Here is a 19,076-nt window from a genome sequence, read left to right as displayed (position 1 = left end):
TCCGACCACAGGTGCGGGTTCGCCTTGATCTCGATGGAGAGAACGACCGCCGGGTCCGATCTCTCGGCCTCGGCCGCGACCTCGTCCAAGAACAACAACGCCGTAGGGCCGCCCACCTCGACCTGGGTCGCGGCGAACTTGTCCTCGACCACGCCGGCGTCCATGGTCGCCAACTGTTGCTCGGTCGTGCACCGGACCGGCGCTCCCGCATACGGTGACATGGGGTCATCCGGGTCCACCGGAGCCGTGTCCCGCACCGTCCTGGTCAGGCGCTCGTCGTGAAGCACCGGAACCCGTGGGACCGTGGAGGCGCCTTGCACGTGTGCCGTACTCGCCGAATCGATGCCACCACGCTCCGCGCTGTCCGGTGCCCGGTCGCCCTCGGCCGGGATCCAGGGCAGGCCGACGTCGAATTCCACCCGGTCCACGACCGTGCGAAGGGCAAACCGCAGCGCCGCCATGGTGTTCTCCGGTTGCCGCCCGCACGCGAACCGATGCCCCTGATTGTCCGGGCCGGCCGAGCAGCGCTGGTACTGCGCATTCCACCGAGCCCAACTCCGGTACGCCGCCCGCGATGCCGATTTCGCGGCATCGAGCGACCGATTGGCGGCGTCGACCGCACCGATCGCCGCGTCCCTTTCGGCCTCGACGGCCCGGATCCTCTCAATGAAAGCGTCAGCGTCCGCGTTCGTTCCCTGCTCGGGCCGTCCGGCGCGTTCCCATCGCCCGACGGCCTCGTTCCAGGTTCTACCCGAACCGCTGAGCCCAGCCGACGCCTCGTCCAGGTCGTCGTGCGCTGACAGACGCCGCTCATCCGCCTCCCGGTACCCGGCACCGAATCGTCGGACGACCTCCCGCAGTATCCGCAACCGCGCCGGATCCGACGCGATCGGCAAATGTTTCGCGACCTCCGACTGCTCCACCGGGTCGAGGGAGTCCCACCACTCCACTACCGTTTCGGGCTGTTGCGGGCCCGGCTCCAGAATCCGGTCGCGGACCCCCATCCACCATTCGACCTCCCGTGGGCCGGGCCGATTCGCCCATTCCTCCTCGGTCATCCACCAACGCATTGCGGCCCCGAATTCCGCGGAAACCGCTGCCTTGGAGGTCGCCTCCGGTATCGGCACCCGATCAGCGGGATCCCCGACACGGGAGAAACCGACCTCGCGGGCGGCATCCAGGATCTTCCGCAGCGTCTGTGGGTTCCCCGCGGAACGGGAGGAACCCCGGAAAACCCCGTATACGGTATCCACGTCCACTCCGGCCCGCCGGGCCACATCCACGTCCACTCCGGCCCGCCGGGCCACCGCCTCGGCTCGGGCACGCCGGGCCGCCTCCTCGGCCCGGCTCGGTATCGATTCTGGTATCGCGGCACCGTCCACGACGTTGCCATGCACCTGTGCAGCGGCTTCCCCGTCGGGCGGCGGAGGGCCACCTGCTCCGGGGTCCGACTCGCGGTGGCCCATCGGCAACGTCGGCATCGTGCCGCCCGGAATTCCGCTCGAGCGGGGATTGTGCTCAGTAAGCGGGTTCTCGGCACGATATTTCCCTGACAGGTCGTCCCGGAGCCATTCAATGGTCCATATACCCGACAACTCCCCCGGTTTCGGGTTCTTTCGGCGGCGGGCCCAATCCTGTTCCGCAACATACTTGTAGTGATGGACTTCGTCGCCGATTTTCTCCTTCACCCAGGGCGAACCGTCCTCGCCCCGGTAGAAAAGCATCAAGTGGCTGCCGACTCCCGCGAACTCCAGTGCCACATTGGCGATCCGCCCGTCACGTTTCACCTTCTCGGCGATACGATCCAGGTGTTCGTACCCCTGGTAACCGTCCGGATCGCCCGAGGGCTCGGCATGCCAATCGTTGTGCAGGGCTTCGGCGTACTTCTCCGGAACCCCACCGTCACCGTCCGGTGTCCCGGCGGCCAGCAGTAGATCGGTGTCCAGGTTCACGCCGTCGTAGCCGGCGGTGGCGAATCCCACGTACAGGTAGCAGTCCTTGCGCACAGCGAGCTGGAGGTGTGCGACGCGAGAACCCCGCCCGTCCTCGTCGGCACCGGCATCGGATGCCGACGCCCGCGCGGCACCTGCCATCACGGCGGACGACGGGGTCGAACCGTCATCCTCCGTCATGCCAGGTACCGATGGCGCTTCCCCGGGCACCCTGGTTGCCATACCAGAGCCTCCGACCGGCGGTTTCGGACCCGGAAATCCACCGGTGCCGATGTACTTCTCTGGCGGCCCGCCTTTTCCGGGCTCCTGCGAGGCACCGCTGCGGCCCTGTGCTCCGGCATGGACACCGAGTACGGAGTTCACCACATCGAGCAGTGCCGTAGGCGGCTCGACGGATCCTTCGAAGCGGCGACGGATCTCGTTCACCGCTTCGTCCATCCGGCGTCCCTCACCGATCGCGGCGCGAACGCGGGTGCGGATCTCGGCGAGCTGCAGATTGTCGAGTTCGTGCTGCCAATCGCCACGAGTGCCGCAGACGGACAGTGCACAGGAGGGGAAGCCCGGATATTCGGATACCACCGCGGTTCCGGTCCCGAGCCGACCGAGGTCTTGACCGGCCGGCGACCACCTGCAGAAGTCGACCTTCATCCCCGAAGCGACGAGGTCACGCAAACCAGGTACGAGCCGCATCCTGCTCAGCAGGATTCGGCGCACGGATGTTTCCGACATACCGGCGTCACCGACGACAACCAACCGGTCGCCGTCCGGGTGATGACGAACACCGATCCGCCGGTCCACGCGCCACTCCACTTCGCCGACGGCTGTTGTGGTCTCGTGGACCGTACCGGTCGACTCCCACCGCTCGCCGTTCTCCGGCCTCCAGCGGCCGTCCAGATACCGGTACGGCTCTCCACCGTGCAAGCTCATTTCCACCGTCAGACGCCCCACGGCCAACTGATCCTCGGCAACTGCTCCCAGCAGCTCCACAGGATCACCGAGATCGGTCCCGCACGCCAGCGCCAACGACCTCAGATGCGCGGCCAGCACCTCAGCCTCCCCAACCTGGCCTTGATCCAGCGTTGCGGTATACGTGAGCTCACCGTCGCGCAGCATCAGGTCGTAGGACACGCCACCCAGCGGCACCTGGATTCGCAGCGCGCCGCCGGGCTCGGTGACTACCGGCTCCGGCAGGTCCGAGTCGGTCACGGCGAAGCCGTCGTCCGGCCCGCGCAGCGCTGCCTCTACCACTCGGCTGATCGCTGACCTGGTTTCGCGGTCCGCGGCCGCCCAAGCCGGCGTCTTCAACACTCGCGCCGTCAATGCCCGCATACGCCGGACGACCGGATCACCAGCCGACCGGACCACGCCGTTACCCAACGCTCCTCCCGGGCGGCCCATCATTCCGCCGATTCCGCGCAGGGTATCGCCCGGGCCGCGGGATTTCGGACCGCCGTGCGCGGCCGTGTCCGCCGGGTTCGATCGCCCGTCCCGTGCTCCGATGCTCCGATTCGACTCGCGCATAGGCGACTTCGATGCCCGTCCCGGTTCCTCGGCCGGGGCCGGGTCGCCCATCCGGGCCTGGCCCGATTCCGCCGGCAACTCGGCCAGTGACACGGGGGCGCTGTCCCGCTCCTCGCCCGCCAACTTGTCGATCCGGGCCCGCCCCCGGCTCAGTGGATCACTGACCGACCTCACCGATCCGCCCGTTCGGGTGGCGATGTCCTCGGTGGATTCACCATTGAGCAGGTCAGCCTCGGCAATCGGGCGCAAATCGGTTTCGAGCAGGCCTATCGCATCACGGACAGAGTGGCCATGATCAGCCGGCCCGATTTCCGCCGCCGGCCCCGATTCACCCTCGGTGTGCGCCGGGTTCCCGGCTCGTGGAGGCTCGAGTCCTGACGCTATGGCGATTTCCGCCGCGGCCGGTATTCCGTTGCGGGGCACGTCACTCCCCGTATCCGAAGACGCCGGGATGGCATCCCGAGTAGCGGCGGAACTGTGGTGCGACGAGGCAGCCTCGTCCTCCTCGCCTTGTGGCCCGTAGCGACCGACATTCGCTATGGGGCGGATGTGAACCAATTTGGCGCGTTCTTCCGGTGGAAGTGCGAAAAGAGCTCGTGGTAGTTCGCAAGAGCCATCGGGCGCCCACGCCAGTATCCACGTCGCGCCGACCCGATGCTTCGGAGACCATTCAGCCGATGGTCGATAGTCTTTCGCATCGGGCGATATGTGGTCGAGGTCGAGCACCTCGATGCCGGTGTCCTCATCGAGTGTCCAGAGAGTAGGTTCTGTGGCGACACCGAACTGGTCTATCGGGACGTGGAGCTGATCCAGTACCAACGCCGCTGACCCCGGTCCCAGCCGCTCCAGCGTATCTTCGACTGCGTCGTACGAGGTGATATGACGGATCACTCCGTCCGTCCGCTTTTCGATGGCCCCGGCTGTCATTATCGGTCCGGCATTGGCGAGGTTGATCCGGACAGTGACCCCCCGGCGGGCGAACCAGTCGACGACCTCCTGCAGAAGTGCCGCTGTTCCGCCGCCACCGCCGCGCGGCGGCACGGCGGTGGAGGAGATTCCCTCCACATGGTAGGGCAAGGGGACGGGTCGAGGGAGTTCGATGCCGCGCGTTCGCAACTCGTCGCAGATGATGCCGGAGTCGGTACCGATCACGGCAGCCGGTTCGGCATCCAAGGCCTTCGACACAGTTGAATCGCCGACATCCCGTACCAGTAGGCTCAGATCACCGGCTGCTTGCCGAATGCGGGCTGTCATCGCGGACGCCGGCACAGACAGTGCGGTGGCACCGAATTCTCGGGCAGCGGCCGGATGCTGTATATCGCCATCCGGGGCCAGCACGGCCGCGACCTTGCCCCGTGGACTGCTCAAGGCCGATGCGAAGTACAGCACATGCCGATTCGTGCTCGCCAGCCAATAGTTTCGGCCGTAGGACTCCAGCACTTGAATACTTTGATCCACGAGCCACATTGCGACACCAGGTGCACGCTTCGGACTCGCGGTCACCATGAAGTCTCCGTGCCAGCCACGTTTGAGGGCGAGCCGGACAGCGCGGTCCAGGACCCGCACATCGGCATCGTCGGCCCTTCGTCCATTCAGTCGCTCACTGGGCGGAACAGGATCTGCGGTGAGCTCGAGGGCGATCCCGTCCACGCCGCGACGGAACAGAGCGTCAAGCCTTTTCCAGGTCTCCTCCGTCCACGACCTGACCGGACCGAAGTCCTGCACCACTTCCGCACGCAGCAGCGGTTCTCGCGGTTCGCGCGGGCCGAGGTCGTCGGCGGGGTGGACAGGCCGGCCGCTGCCATCGAGAAGTGCGACCTCGATACCGTCGGCGGCCTCGTCGAACCGCGGCGGAAAATGATGAGGATCGCTCGGCGCCCCGGCACGCGTTCGCTCATTCGGATAGACGATCAGATCGTCCGACTTGTCGACCACATATTTGTGCTCGGCGCGCTTTCCGTCCGCTGTCATCCACCCGCTGGTATCGACGAGCGCAACTACGCGGCCGGTGTGCGCGTCCATCAATGTGTCGAGACCATCGAGCGAACACCGGAAAAAGCGTCCGCCGGAGCGATACGACACCTCCTCCTTACGTATCCCGGCGGATCCCAGCCCTCGATCCGGTAGCTCGATAGCCGAATTACCGGTCAGGTCCGCGGCAATCCAGAGTGCGGTGCCACCACATGCACTGCCGGCGAATTTAAACCACTTCTCCGGCACGGATTCATACAGTCTCCGCATCCGGTCCCGGGCATCACGGATCCCCTCGCTGCGGTCGGGTGCAGTCGGGATCTCAGGGCCGGACATGCCCTGTGATGCGAGGTTACCCGCATCCGTTGCGCCGAGGCCACCGGCATCCGCCGACGGAACCTGCCCCCGGTGGTCGCTGCCCGCGAGACCACCGGGGTCGGTCATACCGGTCCCGGTCTTCCCCAGATCCACCGGGTCCCCTGTCGAACCAGGCCCTGACTGCGGTTCGGACCCGGCCGATGAGTGACCGCCGGTGCCGTCCTCGGCCGGAGGCATCGCGGCATCGGCGGAGGTGTGTGCGACATCATCTGGGTCGCGCGACTGATTGTGCCCACCCCAACGCTCAGGACCCCTTGGGATATCGAAGTTTCCCGGGCCCCGCAGTGGCGCGCGCCCACCCGACCCGGGGCGCATGCCACGATGCGGACCGGTCGCGCGCCCTGGTGCGGCCGGTCGGGTGGCCGGTGTCGGGGATGCGGCGGCCGGCGCCTTCGGGGGTCGCTGCTTCCCCCCATACTCTTCCGTCGGTTCCGGCTCCTGCGCGGCGGCATCCCGGCGCTTCTTGTACGCGGCATCGTGCTGGGCTTTTTCACCCAGTATCGGGCTGACATGCCGTTTCCGGTACATAGCCGCGAGTTTCTCGGTGTCCCGCACGATCTCCCACAGCACCTTGCTGACACGCTCGAATTCCTTGGCGATTCCGAAGCGGAGGCCGGCGATCATTTCCGGCACGGTGGCCCGGGTCTCGTCGACTTCGAATGCCGCGCTGTTGTAGTACAGGCCCAGCGCTTGCGCGCCGACGCCGACCGCCAACATCTGCTCACGCATGTACTGGCGCAGGAATATCGCGGTGAAAATATCCGAGTTCCGCATGAACGCCAGTGCATCGCGGATGTAGGCGCCGAGGTCGAGCGCTTCACACGTCCCGGTTCCGTCTTCCTCGGTGAGACGCACATCCACCCCGTTGATGCGCGCATACCGGCACAGGTTCTTTCCGCAGCTCTCGCCACTCCCGTCGAGTGCACCGCAGTGGCCTTGTGCGTCGACATGCTGGTTCTCGTGATCGCGGCAGGCCCAGTACAATTCGACGCCGCTGTCGGGGTCCTCGGCGGCGTGCTCCAACGCCGCGAGGAGACCTTCGATGGGAATATTGCCCTCGTCCAGCTGCCGTAGATGCTGCGGTGCCACACCGAGCGCATCGGTCTTGAACAGATGCCACACGAGTGAGTAGGACTTTGCCTCGTCGGTGTAGGTAAGGACACCATCCGATTCGCCCGCGATGAGCGGAATCTTCAATTCGGCAGCCAGCGCCGGATTGCGTTTCCTCAGCTCCTCGTACTGCTTTTCCATCTCCGCGCGGCCGGGCTGCTCGTGCACATAATCGACCAGCATGACGACGTGAACTTTTTCACCGCGCAGCATCTCGTAGATCGTGGCCGCGATGTTGGCGCCGAGTATCTCGTCGAGCGAGGCATTCTTCAGCGTTATCGTAATGCTGCCGTCCTCGTTCAGCTCCATGGCCTTACATCCGTAGGGTCCGGCGCCTTCGACCTCGACCAGCAGACCGTTCAGATAACTGAACGCAATTTCCAGGATGGGGTCGTCACCGACTATCGGAATCACCGGCTCGATACCGTGCTCGGAAATCCACGCGACACCGTCGAACGAGCTGTCACCGCGGCAGAGCCGGCGCATGGTGTACTCGTGGCAGGCGACGACCTTCTCGATCCACGGCGTCCACTTCTCGAGGCGTTCGATCAAATGAGCCTGCCGGCGTTCCGCCTCTTCCCGCGACCAGATTTCGATGAGGTCGTCGATATCCGTGCGGGGCAGGGCTTCTCTACATGCCTGGTGTACCTTATCGATCGACTCATCGATCCAGCCGTCGACCACACTGGACTGGTCGAGCAGGGCCGACAATTCCTTCTCGGGACTCCGGAGCCTCCGCTTCCTCTTCCCCAGTTCTTCTACGATTCTGCGGGCACAGCGGTCGATGAATGCCGCCTTGACCAGTTCGGTCAGCGGGCCGTCCGTGCGAGTGAGTTCCTGTACCCGTGCCTGCCGTGTTTGTAGTTCGCTCCTTTCCCACTCCGCTGCCGCTGCCTTGTGTTTCTCCCGCTCCGCCCGCTTCTGTTTCTTGGTGAGTTTGCTGTGTGACTCTCCGTCGAACGGCGGATAGGCAAGGACACCATCGCCGTTGCCCTCGCTATCGGTGAACCACCGCTTCATGAAGGTCAAGGTATGCAGGCCGTAGCCGAGAACTGCCAGCCGATCGTCCCGCCAGTCCGGATCATCGTCCACCGCCTGCACTGCCCGGAGGATTTCGGCGCGCATACTCTCATCGGCAAGCATCGCCTTCAGTTGCTCGAACAGCTCCTCCCGCCCGTCTATCCCGGGTTCCTCCGCCTTCTTGGCAGCGAAGAAATCGTCACAGAGCTGCTTGGCCTTGGCCCGCATCCCGACGGGGCCCGTCGCCGCGCTCAGCGTTTCGAGGAGGGGTTGATACTGGTGCGGGAGGTTCTCCTGTTTCTCCATCAGGTACCGGAAGGTGAGGTCGAGTGCCCGAGGATCGATGTCGTCGGTGCGGTAGTGTGGTCTGCCGTTCTCCCACGACACCGTGGCGCGCACCCGATCGATCGTTTCGGCCACGATGGCGGGCATGCCCATATCCGCGGGTCGGGCCGGTTCGGGCAATTCGTCCGACAGGTCCGGTTTGAAGATCCCCAGCTGCGGGTCCCACACCGGCGGTAGGTCACCTAGGAACGGATGTGCCTCGAGCATTCGCAGTTCGCCGCGCAAACGCTCCACCTCGGTGACGGCCTCATCGAACTTCCTGTCCGCGATCTCGCCCGAGTACTTGCCGTACACCCGACTGCGGTGACGTTCCGCTATTCGGAGCTCGTCGTGCACCAATTCGACCATGGTTGCCGGCACGGCCACATAGTTCCTCCGGGGGAGGATATTCGTGTCCACGTCCACGCCGAGCCGGCTCTGCTGCGGAATCCCGCTCAATTCCGCCTGAACCACCTCGACATGATCCGCGGCCGAGCTCAGCGCCGACGCATCCGCGAGCGGCTTGTCGTAATTTTCGAGTTCGACCATTTTCTCGCCATGGCTCCACACTCGCAGCAATTGCGTTCGGACGATATCGACGAATTCTTGCCGCGTTTCGGTACCGGTATACCGCCGATCCCAGTGGGCGACCGCCTGGCCGTCAAAGGTCTCGTTCGGTCGAACCGCAGGGATGGACAGCCGATGGTACGGCTCGCTGTACCACTGGTCACCCTCCCGTTGATACAGCGCGATATCCACCGAATTGTTCGACCGAGTGATCACCTCGATTCGAGTTCCGGGAGTTGATCCGGCCTGCAGCCATTCGGCCAACCACGGCATCGAGACCCCCGGGACGGCATCGACCAGCGACCCGACCAGCGCGGCCGACTCCTCCGAGGCGGCGTCGTCGGTTACCTGCAAGACGAATTTCGCTGTGTCCGGTGATAGTTCGAGCCACTGAGTCGGATCGTCGGTGCGGGAACCGCAATAGGCGATCATCCCGGGTGGTTCCGTCCCCGCAAGCCTGAGCTGCAGCGGGTCGGAATCATCGGTGGCGTCCGCGAGAATACTCGTCCATGCGGCCGCTGCCGGCGGCCGGGCGGACGGCAGGCACCCGACCGCTGCCGCGAGGATCGGGTCCCGTTCCCCGGCCGCCAGTTCCGCGCCCACCTCGATATCGAGCCACGTCCCGGAGCATTGCGCGCGCTCGGCCATCGTGACGCGGGTAGCCCCGCCGTCGGCCTCCGCCACCGTCACCAGGATCTTCGAGTCGTCCGATATCTCGGTGGTCACCCGCCTGGGCCGGTCGCCGCACAGGGCAGCATCCACCACCTGATAGGTTGCGCTCAGCGGCGTGCCGGAACCGTCCGGCCCGGTAGCCGCCGACCATGTCCCGAGACGCCGCAGCTGCCCGCGATCCTCGCTGGGTTCGGTGTGGGGCGGATCGGCGTCCGCAGAGACCGGCGGGGGTGGTACCACCTGCCGGACGATCCGGGCATCACCATCGCGGCCGACGATATCCAGTGTCACCCGGCGCCGGCCGGATTCGTCGTAGAACTCCACCAGCAGCAGCGCGTCGCCGCCCGGCGACCATATCGACGCGGTGACTGAGCCGCCGGCACATTCCGCCATGAGCGCGGCCACCTCGGTGGTGCACGTACCGAAACCCTGTCCGGCCAGCCAGTCCGCAATATCCGGAGTGGTTGCGGAGTCCACGGATCCGTCTACGGTGATTCGATGATCCGGACGCGGGCCCGGGTTCGCCACAATGCCCGCTTCGGGCCGCCGATCGCCCCGTTCGGTGGCAATGGCCGCCAGGAGCTGACGTCCAGCGATCCGATCGGCAGCCAATCCCGCTGTCGGTGCCTCGTTCCTCGCAATGGTGCCGCGGGCAGAGAAGACCTCGAATCTCTCGTTCCCCCAGTCCACCGATGTCCACATATGCCACTGTGGCTCGTTACCCCAGCGCCAAACACGGAGTTCTTGCCGCACCCTTCGGCGCATTCGCTGTGTCATCCCGATCCGTCGCTCGGGTGGCACCCCACGCAGATCGTCGCCGATACTGCGCTCGGCCATTTCTGGTGCTATCTCCGAATCGGGGCCGGCCGGCGATAGCTCGGTATGCACATGGATGGAACCGTCTTTCTCCGACACCCGCAGGCCGAACCACGGTTTCCCGTCATAGACCAGATATAGCGATATCGCCTTCCGACCCGGCCGAACCCAGCACTCGCGCACCTCCCGGCCCGAATCTCCGGACGACTGTAGAGCCGCGACCAGTCGCTCCCAGATCGGATCGATCCACTCGACAGGGAACTCCGAATTTCGCGCGGCGTCGTACAGGCGGCTGTCCAGCCAGGCTTTCTCGTGTTCGGTACCGTGCGCAATGGTGAGCGCGATCAGCGGTTCTGTACCCCGCGCCATGAATGGGTCGCGCACGGTGCCCGCCGTGGCGGCGTCCCAATGTGGGAAGGTTGTCGATTCGGCGCGCGGGAACTCCGGCCAGTTCGCGCCCGGCCTGGTCGTGGTCAGTCCGAAGTCCGTCCAGCACACACTCTGGTCGAAGGTCTCGACGACGTGGCCGCTCGCACAGTGCCAGCGACCGTTCGGATCCCGCACATAGATATCCGCACCCTCGATCGTCACCGGCCACCCGCTCGGCAGGGAATCGGCACCTTGGCGGTATTCCACCAGAGCGAACCGTTCCCGGTGCAGCGTAGCCAACAGCTGCTGCCGTGCGTTGTGGTCGCGCTGCACCGCTGCCGCCACATCCCTCGCTGCGACTACGTACCCGGACGCCTCGGGATCCGGCGCTTCGACGCACACCTGGACCGGGTCGCCGCCCACGTTCGTGTGCTCAGCCGCCGTGTACAGCACTGTCGTGCGTTCGAAGTCCGCGGCGCTCACCGTGGCGTGCAGACCCCGCCACTTCGTTGCGGTGTCCAGTGTCAAGGTCACCGTGATCGGCGCCTGCCGATTTGCCAGCTGCTGGACCGAGCCGAGATCATCTCCGTTATCGCCCGGGTCGAATGCCCGACGCAGCAGATCCAGCGGATCGGAATTCTCGGCCCCCGCCGACTGCACCATATGCGCCATATGCCGGCACAGTTCCTCGATCTCCGCGGCATCGCCGGATTCGATGGTGGTGGTGTATTGCAATCCCCGGCGACTCAGGGTCAGTCGGTGGCCGAGGCCGGTATCCAATTCCAGCAGCGGCATCCCGGACCGATCCCGGCGCACGCGCATGTCCACCGGAGACGTGCCATCCCCGCAGGAACCGACGATGGCGGCCGTCGCCACAACTACGTCGTCCGCGGCGCGTGTGGGCACCCTTCTGGTGTCGGCTGCTGCCATCACGCGACGTATCGAGTTCCCGATCGCCGTCGTCGTATCGGCATCCGTGTCCGTATCCGCCGAGCCGGCCAGCTCACGAAGCGGCCCGCCGATGGTCAGGTCCGCGGGCAGCGCTGCCGCGTCCGGATCACCTACCCCGGCACGGAAGCCGTCGACCCCGACGACCGCCGCCCACGTCTGCGTGGGTGCCTCGTACGCCGCGCCGCGCAGCGGTGTGCCGGGCACGTGCCGGTTCGGCACCCATTGTCCCGCCCGCCATTCCCAGGCCACTACGGCGGGGCCGTCGAGTTTCATCACCGCATACACGTACACGTCCGTGCTCGAGTCGCCCGGCCGTTCGTGCCGGTCCATCACGACCGCGAGCTCACCCACCGCAAGGTGCTCCGCAATCTTGTCGTGAGCGGTCCCGGAGTCGTCACCGCGGACCTCTTCGAATACTGCGGGTCCGCCGGAACAGGCATACACATCGGCCACTGTGGGCCGGCCCGTTCGTTCCGCGTGCCGGGTGTGCACAACACCGGGCTGTACTGCCTCGATCAGCCGGCACAGCTGCTGGATCGGATCACCGGGTAGCACCTCATCCGGCGCCCGCCGATACCATTCCCCGGCGTCGTCCGCCGATTCGACCAGACGCTGCCGGGCCTTTGCGTACGCGATCGCCGCCGCTTCCGCTTCACTGGCGGCCGACTGTCCGTCGGCCACTGTGCGCCCCGACTCACCCGTGGGCTCGGAATCCGCGGAACCGGTGCCGACCACCGATACGGTGCCGGGTTTCCCGAACATACCGAGTCCGCGTCGCAATTCGGCGACAGCGAGGCCGCGGTGCGGGCCTTCCAGTTCATCCCGCCGACCGGGCGTCAGCGCGGCATAAGCGGCCGGATAAGCACCGCTAGGCCAGCGCCGGGCCGCCTCCACCACATCACCGGGTTTGACCGATCCATCAATTCGACCGGACAACAGGTCCGCCGCCTGCTCCATGATGCCGCGACCGGCCAGGGTTTCTCCGTCGGCAGGAAGCAGGATGGTCAGCTCCGTCAACTGCTCCAGGGTCAGCTCACCGTCTCGCCACCGGTCGAAGGTGTCCGCCGCCGGATTCCCGCTGGAGTTCCGTATCGCCAGGGACACGAACCGGAGAAGCGCCGGATGTTCGCGCGCGGCTGTCAGCAGTGCCACCATCTCTGTTTCGCGGCGGGCGTTCCAGTCCACGGGGGTTCCGTCCGGCACGCGCTCGGCCGGGTATTCCTGTGGGCCCGCGGAAGTATCCCCGGAGGGATCCACTGCGTGGCCCGTCTGCCCCTCTTCTTCTGCGGTAGCTGCGGGCAGCGCCGCCGTCCCGTCCGGCAGGTCCGCGGCGGCCGTAGAGCTGGGATCGACATGGGTATTCCACTCGCCTGGTGCCGCACCGGTCGCGGGTGACCCGATCCGCCCGAATGAGTAATCCTTGCCCCGAGTGCCCAATGCGGAACGGAACCACCCGAACAACCCGCCCCGGCGCGGAATCTCCGGCTGGTCCGGACCGTGGAAGACGATAGCCGGAATCCACGGCAGAATGTTCGAGCGCGGCGACCATTTCTCGAACGAGATCGGTTTACCGAAGTTCCGTGGACTGTCGGTTTCGTACACCTTGATGCGACCACCCTCGTTGCAGAGGATCACCGCATGCGCACCCACCTCGTCGCGCCCCATTCGCGACCGGTCCTGCTCGAACGCCATCAGCCAGGCACCGTCACGGTCTGCCGGGTCGGCGGTTCGGTCCGGCGAGTCGCCGTACAGCAGCCAGTCCGCCATCTCCTGGTAGGCGTCCTTGATGGCTTGATACGGATCGTCGGACGCCGACGGGTTCGTGAGGGAGCCGAAGCCGCCCGGGTGGTGCCTGCCGCCGAGTACGATCTCCGCCTTGCGGGGATTCGGGGCTTGCTTCGGGTCGGGCAGGGGGGCCAGGCGCCCGTCGGTGATCAGGCCGAGATACTTGGCCGACATCACCCCGTTACGCAGGCAGTTCACCTGGCCGATATCGAAATCTGCCGCCACGCTTCCGGTCACGGTAACCACCGGGCGCTTCCGGTGGCCTGGGTACGCACCGGCTACCGGCAGAGGCCGCTCACCGGATTCCGGCGGTATCCCTGTCCCGTCGAGCGCCGCGTCGTAGCAGGCGACGGCATCCATCATCCAGCGCCGCGCCCAATCCGGCAGGAATTCTTCACGCGCCGGTTCGCGTTCCGGCTGGTTCTCGGCCGCCTTCCGCCGGTTTTCTTCAGCGAACGCCGACCGGCGTTTCCGGTCCTCCCGCAGCAGTTCGCGTGCAGACGCAATGAGTGCGCCGAACGACGCGTCGTTGGCCAGGAGCTCACGGGTGCTGTTCACCAGCGCCGCGAACTGCGTATTCGGCGACAACTCTTTCTGCAGTCCAATCGTTTCCGCCGAGAACTCCTTCAGCAGTTCGAGCGCGGTTTCCAGTCTGGCCCGGCAACGCTGGGCCACCGTGCTGTGATCGGCCACGATATCGGCGACCGGCTCCCATTCCTCGGCCGCCAGCCCAGGTTCCCGCAGCACACCAAGAGCGATGGTGAGTAGGTCTTCGACACTCGCTTCGGTAACCTCACCTACCAGCCCGGCACTGCGCAGTAGTTTTGCTTCGAGCGGCGACAAGGCAGATACCAGCCGCGCCCGGAAGCCGGCGGAGGCGTCGAACGCGGTCGATCGGTCCCGGAACTCGTTCGACCGATCCACCGCCCCGGCCCGGGGACGATGACTCCCGGTCCCGGGACCTCCGGTGCTGGTGAACCCGTCGCTGTATATCTGGGTTCGCGACCCTCGAAGTGCGACCAGCTTCGGGATCGCTCTGGCCTCCAAGTCACCCACCATCCAGGCCGTGACTCCTTTGAGCACTTCCCTGGACAGTGATTTGCCCGTTTCCCACCGGCTGAGCCCGTCTCTGTAACGCCGGGTGAGCGTCTCGCGCTGAAGAGGGGGCAGATCCATGAGCCCGGCTACGATCGCCGCACGGGTGAGACCATCCGGAAAGATCTTCTTCGCACGCTGGTCGACACGCGCGAAGCTGCTCTTCACCTCGACCTGGAGGTCGTATCGGTGCACTGTCTCGGCTGCCGATTTCAGCACTGCCCGCGCGGCCGCCGCACCCGGTGCGGCCGACAGGTCGAGTACAACCCGGCCTGGCAGCCCGGACAGCGATTCCAGAACCTCCTCCAGCGGCACCGCACCGGTCACCGCAGTATCGAGGTGAACACCGGACGGCAAAGCCACCAAGCGACCGTCCGGCATACGTGACACCCGCACCACGGTGGTTGCCGCCGCACTGGTATCCCGCCACTCCCGGGCGACCGGCGATCCTGCACCGAGGTCCGCCCGTCCGGCTTCCGCGGACGCCCCCGGATCCAAACCCGACTCCGCGACCAGAACTGGTTGTCCGTTCTCGCTTCCGCCACCAGGCAACACCACCGCTTCCAGCGGTTCTCCGAGCGGTATGTCCGCGAACCGACCCAGCAGATCGAACGGATACTCGTAGACATGTGGGATCGCCACGCGGTGCCGATCCGGAAGTGGGATCTGGGCCTCGTCCTCGTTCCATTCGTGGACCCACACCTGTCCCTCACGCATGAGGAAAAGCGACAGGACACGACCATCCGGCATGAACAGATGCACCACATCGCCAGTGGCCTTCACATGCGCCACCGCGTCCTGAACGGACCGGAATTTGTCATCACCCTGCCGGAACTGCGCCTTCAATACGTACTGCACCGCAGACAGGTCGTCGAAATTCCCGGGCACGCGGGCATCCCACTCGACACCGGGATAGTTTTTTATCGCACTGAACCGGTAGCACTCCGGAACAGGGCCCGGTGCCCAGCGTCGCCGATACCTTGCCGGGGTGGGACGTGCCCCACCACCGTCATCGACCGGAGCGGCCCCCGAATCGGCGGCAGCAGTAGAGCCCGGAGTCGCCGGATCTCCGGCAACCGCGCCGGCCCCGGCAACGGCGGCAGCGGGGGCGAGGTAACCGCCTCCGGACCTGCTGTCCACCGGCCACAGCCAATACACATCTTGGGTGGGCGCGTTCTCGGCCAAAGACGCCAGATAGTTGTAGTAGTGCGATTCGGGATCGTTCAGCATCGTGTCCACGATCCGGGCACGCGCATCGGCCGGCGTGAACGGGTTGTCCGACTGCGCCTCCCGGACGACCTCGTCGTACGCCTCGCGCTCACCGAAATGCTCGACCCCGAAGTAGCGTTTGACAAAACTCTCGGTGCGTTCACCGGAGTAATCCATTGCGATGTCTTCGCCAGTCCCGGCCTCGATCTCACTGCATGCCTGAGCGAAGCTCAGCAGTCCCGCGGCGTCCACCGCGGCGCGGATCTCCAACATCCGGGGCACCTCCGCCAAGTCGGCGGGCTCCCGTAGCGCGGCAGCGGCGACCGGACCGTAGGAAGCGATGCCGGCCAGCATCGAGAGCACGCACACCGCCTCGGTGGGGTTGTCTTCGGGATCGACGCCGAGCGCGAGAACCCTGTTCTCGAAATCGACGTAACTGCCCCGCTCTTTCACTGCTTGTACGGACCAGCCACCGCCGTCCTCGTCGTGCGAAGTGAGTCTCGACAGCTTCTCGACCAAGGAGGGCGCGTTCGAAAGCAGCTCGTTTACCGCGGGCCACGGGGTGGGCGGCAATGGTTCGGGCGCCGGGCCCTCTGGCGCGAGGGGTTCCCGGGTCTCGTCAAAGGCCCACATTGCCATAGATAAGCCGACGAAGACGGCCAGTGAGCCCACGACGATATTCGCCGTCAGTTCGATCGCATCTCTCCGCGCTAGTCCGCGTGAAGTATCCGCCGACGAGTCGACGTCGGAGTCCCGGGCTCGTCCGGGCGGATCATCGGTGTTGTAGACATTGTCCCATTGGATATCCGGAAAATGTTCGCCGGCGACAGCGCTCGATGCGACTCCTTCGCCAAGCGGGTGCGCCCATTCGTCGCCGGGGCGATGGAAAACCCCCACAACGCCTTTGGTGAATTGGGCCCACTCAGCGAGAGACCGGCGGGTGGCTCGATATTCGTATACGCCGCGACCGCAATCCACTGCGTGGGCAGGCAGCGTCGCCGGATCGTCGGTCCATTCACGCACCCAGATCGTCCCGTGACCATCCCGCCTTATCGTCCCCACCCAGGAGACGGGACTTCCGGACCGCGGGTCGGCCATCCGCCTACGCGCGAAAGCGTGTGCATAGCCCCCCTGCACCTCGACCAGGTCGAATACCTCGGCCATACTCCGGCACGGCATCTCGCCGTCACCGGCACCACGCCATTCCGCTCCGAACACAAGCGGCAGGTCGTAACCGGAAGTACCGTCGGATGCGCCCTCCGGAATCGGAGCGGGTAACCAGTGACGCTCGAGGCTGAATTCGCGGGCGCTTGCGGCAGAGCGAGCCCGGCCGGTGATCGGCTCACCCAGCGTGAAGAATTCGTTGCCGGGCACTTCGATAACGAATTCGGCATCCTTGACCGACAACTTTACGGAACCGCCGGCGGACCCCAGCGCTGCTCCCACCCGGCCCGCGTCTCTACCCGACAGCCGGCCCGCCGCCAGAATGTTCGCCACCGCACGGCGGATCGCGAGGTCTCGACTGGAGATTTCGACAGTGCGTGTGCCGTCCGGCGCAACCTCGATACGCAGTAGAGGCTGGTCCTCGCTGGTGCGTACGTCCACCCGCATTGTCCCGGGCCGGCCTGCCACCTCGGTGACAGGACCCACGACCGGGTTCCCCAACCTCGAGATGTTCCTGAACTGTTTCGACAAGGCAGCGGCCGTTGCCTCAGCATCCGGATCGCCGGACCGCGGGACATCGTCGGAGTCGAGCCCATGGGGTTCCTCCGAGTTCAGCTCCGGCCCGTCCGGATTTTCACCCTCAGCCGGTGATCCGCCCGTCTCGGTGTCGTCGGGGGCCTCCGGACCGTCGTCCGCCGATTCGACGGACATCCCGGATGTGCGGGCGATATCTCGCGCGGGCACTACCGGTGGAACGGTGTCCGGCACCAGCGCGCCAGGCAGCGACGACCCCGGTTCGAGAACATCGACGGCGCCGAATCTGTTACCAGAAGGACGCTTGGTCCAGCGTGCCGCCAGCACTTCGCCCTCACCGATAGCCGCAGTCAGCTCAGGGTCACGACGCACGCGGTCGAGTACAGCCTTCATATGGTCCGCCGGCGCGTCCCGCGGACCCACCACCACCGGCCGCGGGCCGTCCACGGTCGGCACCACAGCGACTTCGAGGGGCACCAGCCACTGCACGTCTTTCGCAGCCCACGATGATTCGTATATCCGCACCGCTCGTGTCCGGGAGTCGCCCCGGGTGCGGGCGTCCTCGCCGATCCGGGACTTCGTGACGACCGTCCCCTCGACCCATCGCCGCGGCCTCTTCCCGTGCAGCGACAACGTAAAAGTCACATCGGAATGCTCGAGGAGGTACTGCAGATCCTGCTCCACCGTGAACATCAGGTCCACCCGCCCCGGGTCCTCCGGCGCGATCCCGGCCGCGTCCAGCAGCCGCACGACCTTCACACGCAGCCGGCCGCTACGCTCGGTCTGTCCCCGCTCGAGCGTGACGCCCGAGGACAAATCCTGATCATCGCTGCCGCCGACTGTCGCCCCGGCGGCTGCTGCGGCGCCGGCCACCGGTATACCCGGATCCGGTGAATGCGAAGCCGATGGCACACTGTTCCCGCCCGAATTCCACGCCCCGTCCGCTGCGTTCTCGGACCACCACTCTTCCAGTTCGGTGAGCACCTGGGCCATCGGCTCCGTATCGCGCTGTGCGAGCATCCCGCTCAATACCCGGTTGCCCGCCTCTTCCAGGCTCACCTGACCGGAAGTGAAAGCGGCCGCGGCCTCTTCCTCACCGAACGCATTCTCGATACCGAATTTCCGCTCGGTATACGAACCGATATCGGGATTGCCCTCGCTGCTGCGAATCTGCCGCCGCTCCAGCTCGGCATGCAGGATTTCCACAGCGTCAGGACCGAATCGCTTGGTCAGTTCACGTTCGGACCACTCGTCGAAGCTCATGCCGTCGGAGGGCGGCTCCAGCTTGTACGGAGGCGCGGCTTCCAGGGCGCGCTTGGCAAGTACGACCAACTCCTGGACCACGATCCCGGGCTCTCCCCGCAGGTTCCGGTCGATCGCGAGGGTCCAGGTGATGCCATCAGGCTCCATCACCAGCTCACTGCGCGCGCCGAACACGATCCGCCAGATCTGCGGCTGCGCGGAGCCCCGGTGCCTGAGCGTGCCGCCCAGCAGCGTGGCCACCTGACCCGCCAACGTAGCCGAGCGATTCACCAGCTCATCGACGTCCGCACCCAGCCAGGTCATCACGTGTTCCGGGGTTTCGACCGGCTGGTCGTCAGGTGTGTCGTAACTGGAATCGGTGATCGCGTCACCCAC

Annotated in this window: 1 protein-coding gene (running past one end of the window); it reads right to left on the bottom strand. The window is 66.0% G+C overall.

Going from position 1 to position 19,076, the window contains the following annotated elements:
* Positions 1-19,076, bottom strand: partial view of a hypothetical protein gene (locus QH276_RS21345; RefSeq protein WP_280406875.1) — the 5' portion only. 15,136 nt of this gene lie to the left of the window's left edge; 19,076 of the gene's 34,212 nt are visible here — the first part of the coding sequence; the start codon lies at positions 19,074-19,076; the stop codon falls past the left edge of the window.

The organism is Nocardia carnea, assembly GCF_029869215.1.
GTDB lineage: Bacteria > Actinomycetota > Actinomycetes > Mycobacteriales > Mycobacteriaceae > Nocardia > Nocardia carnea_B.
The sequence above is the reverse complement of the archived record's forward strand: the minus strand, read 5'-3'. Positions and strand labels throughout refer to the sequence as shown.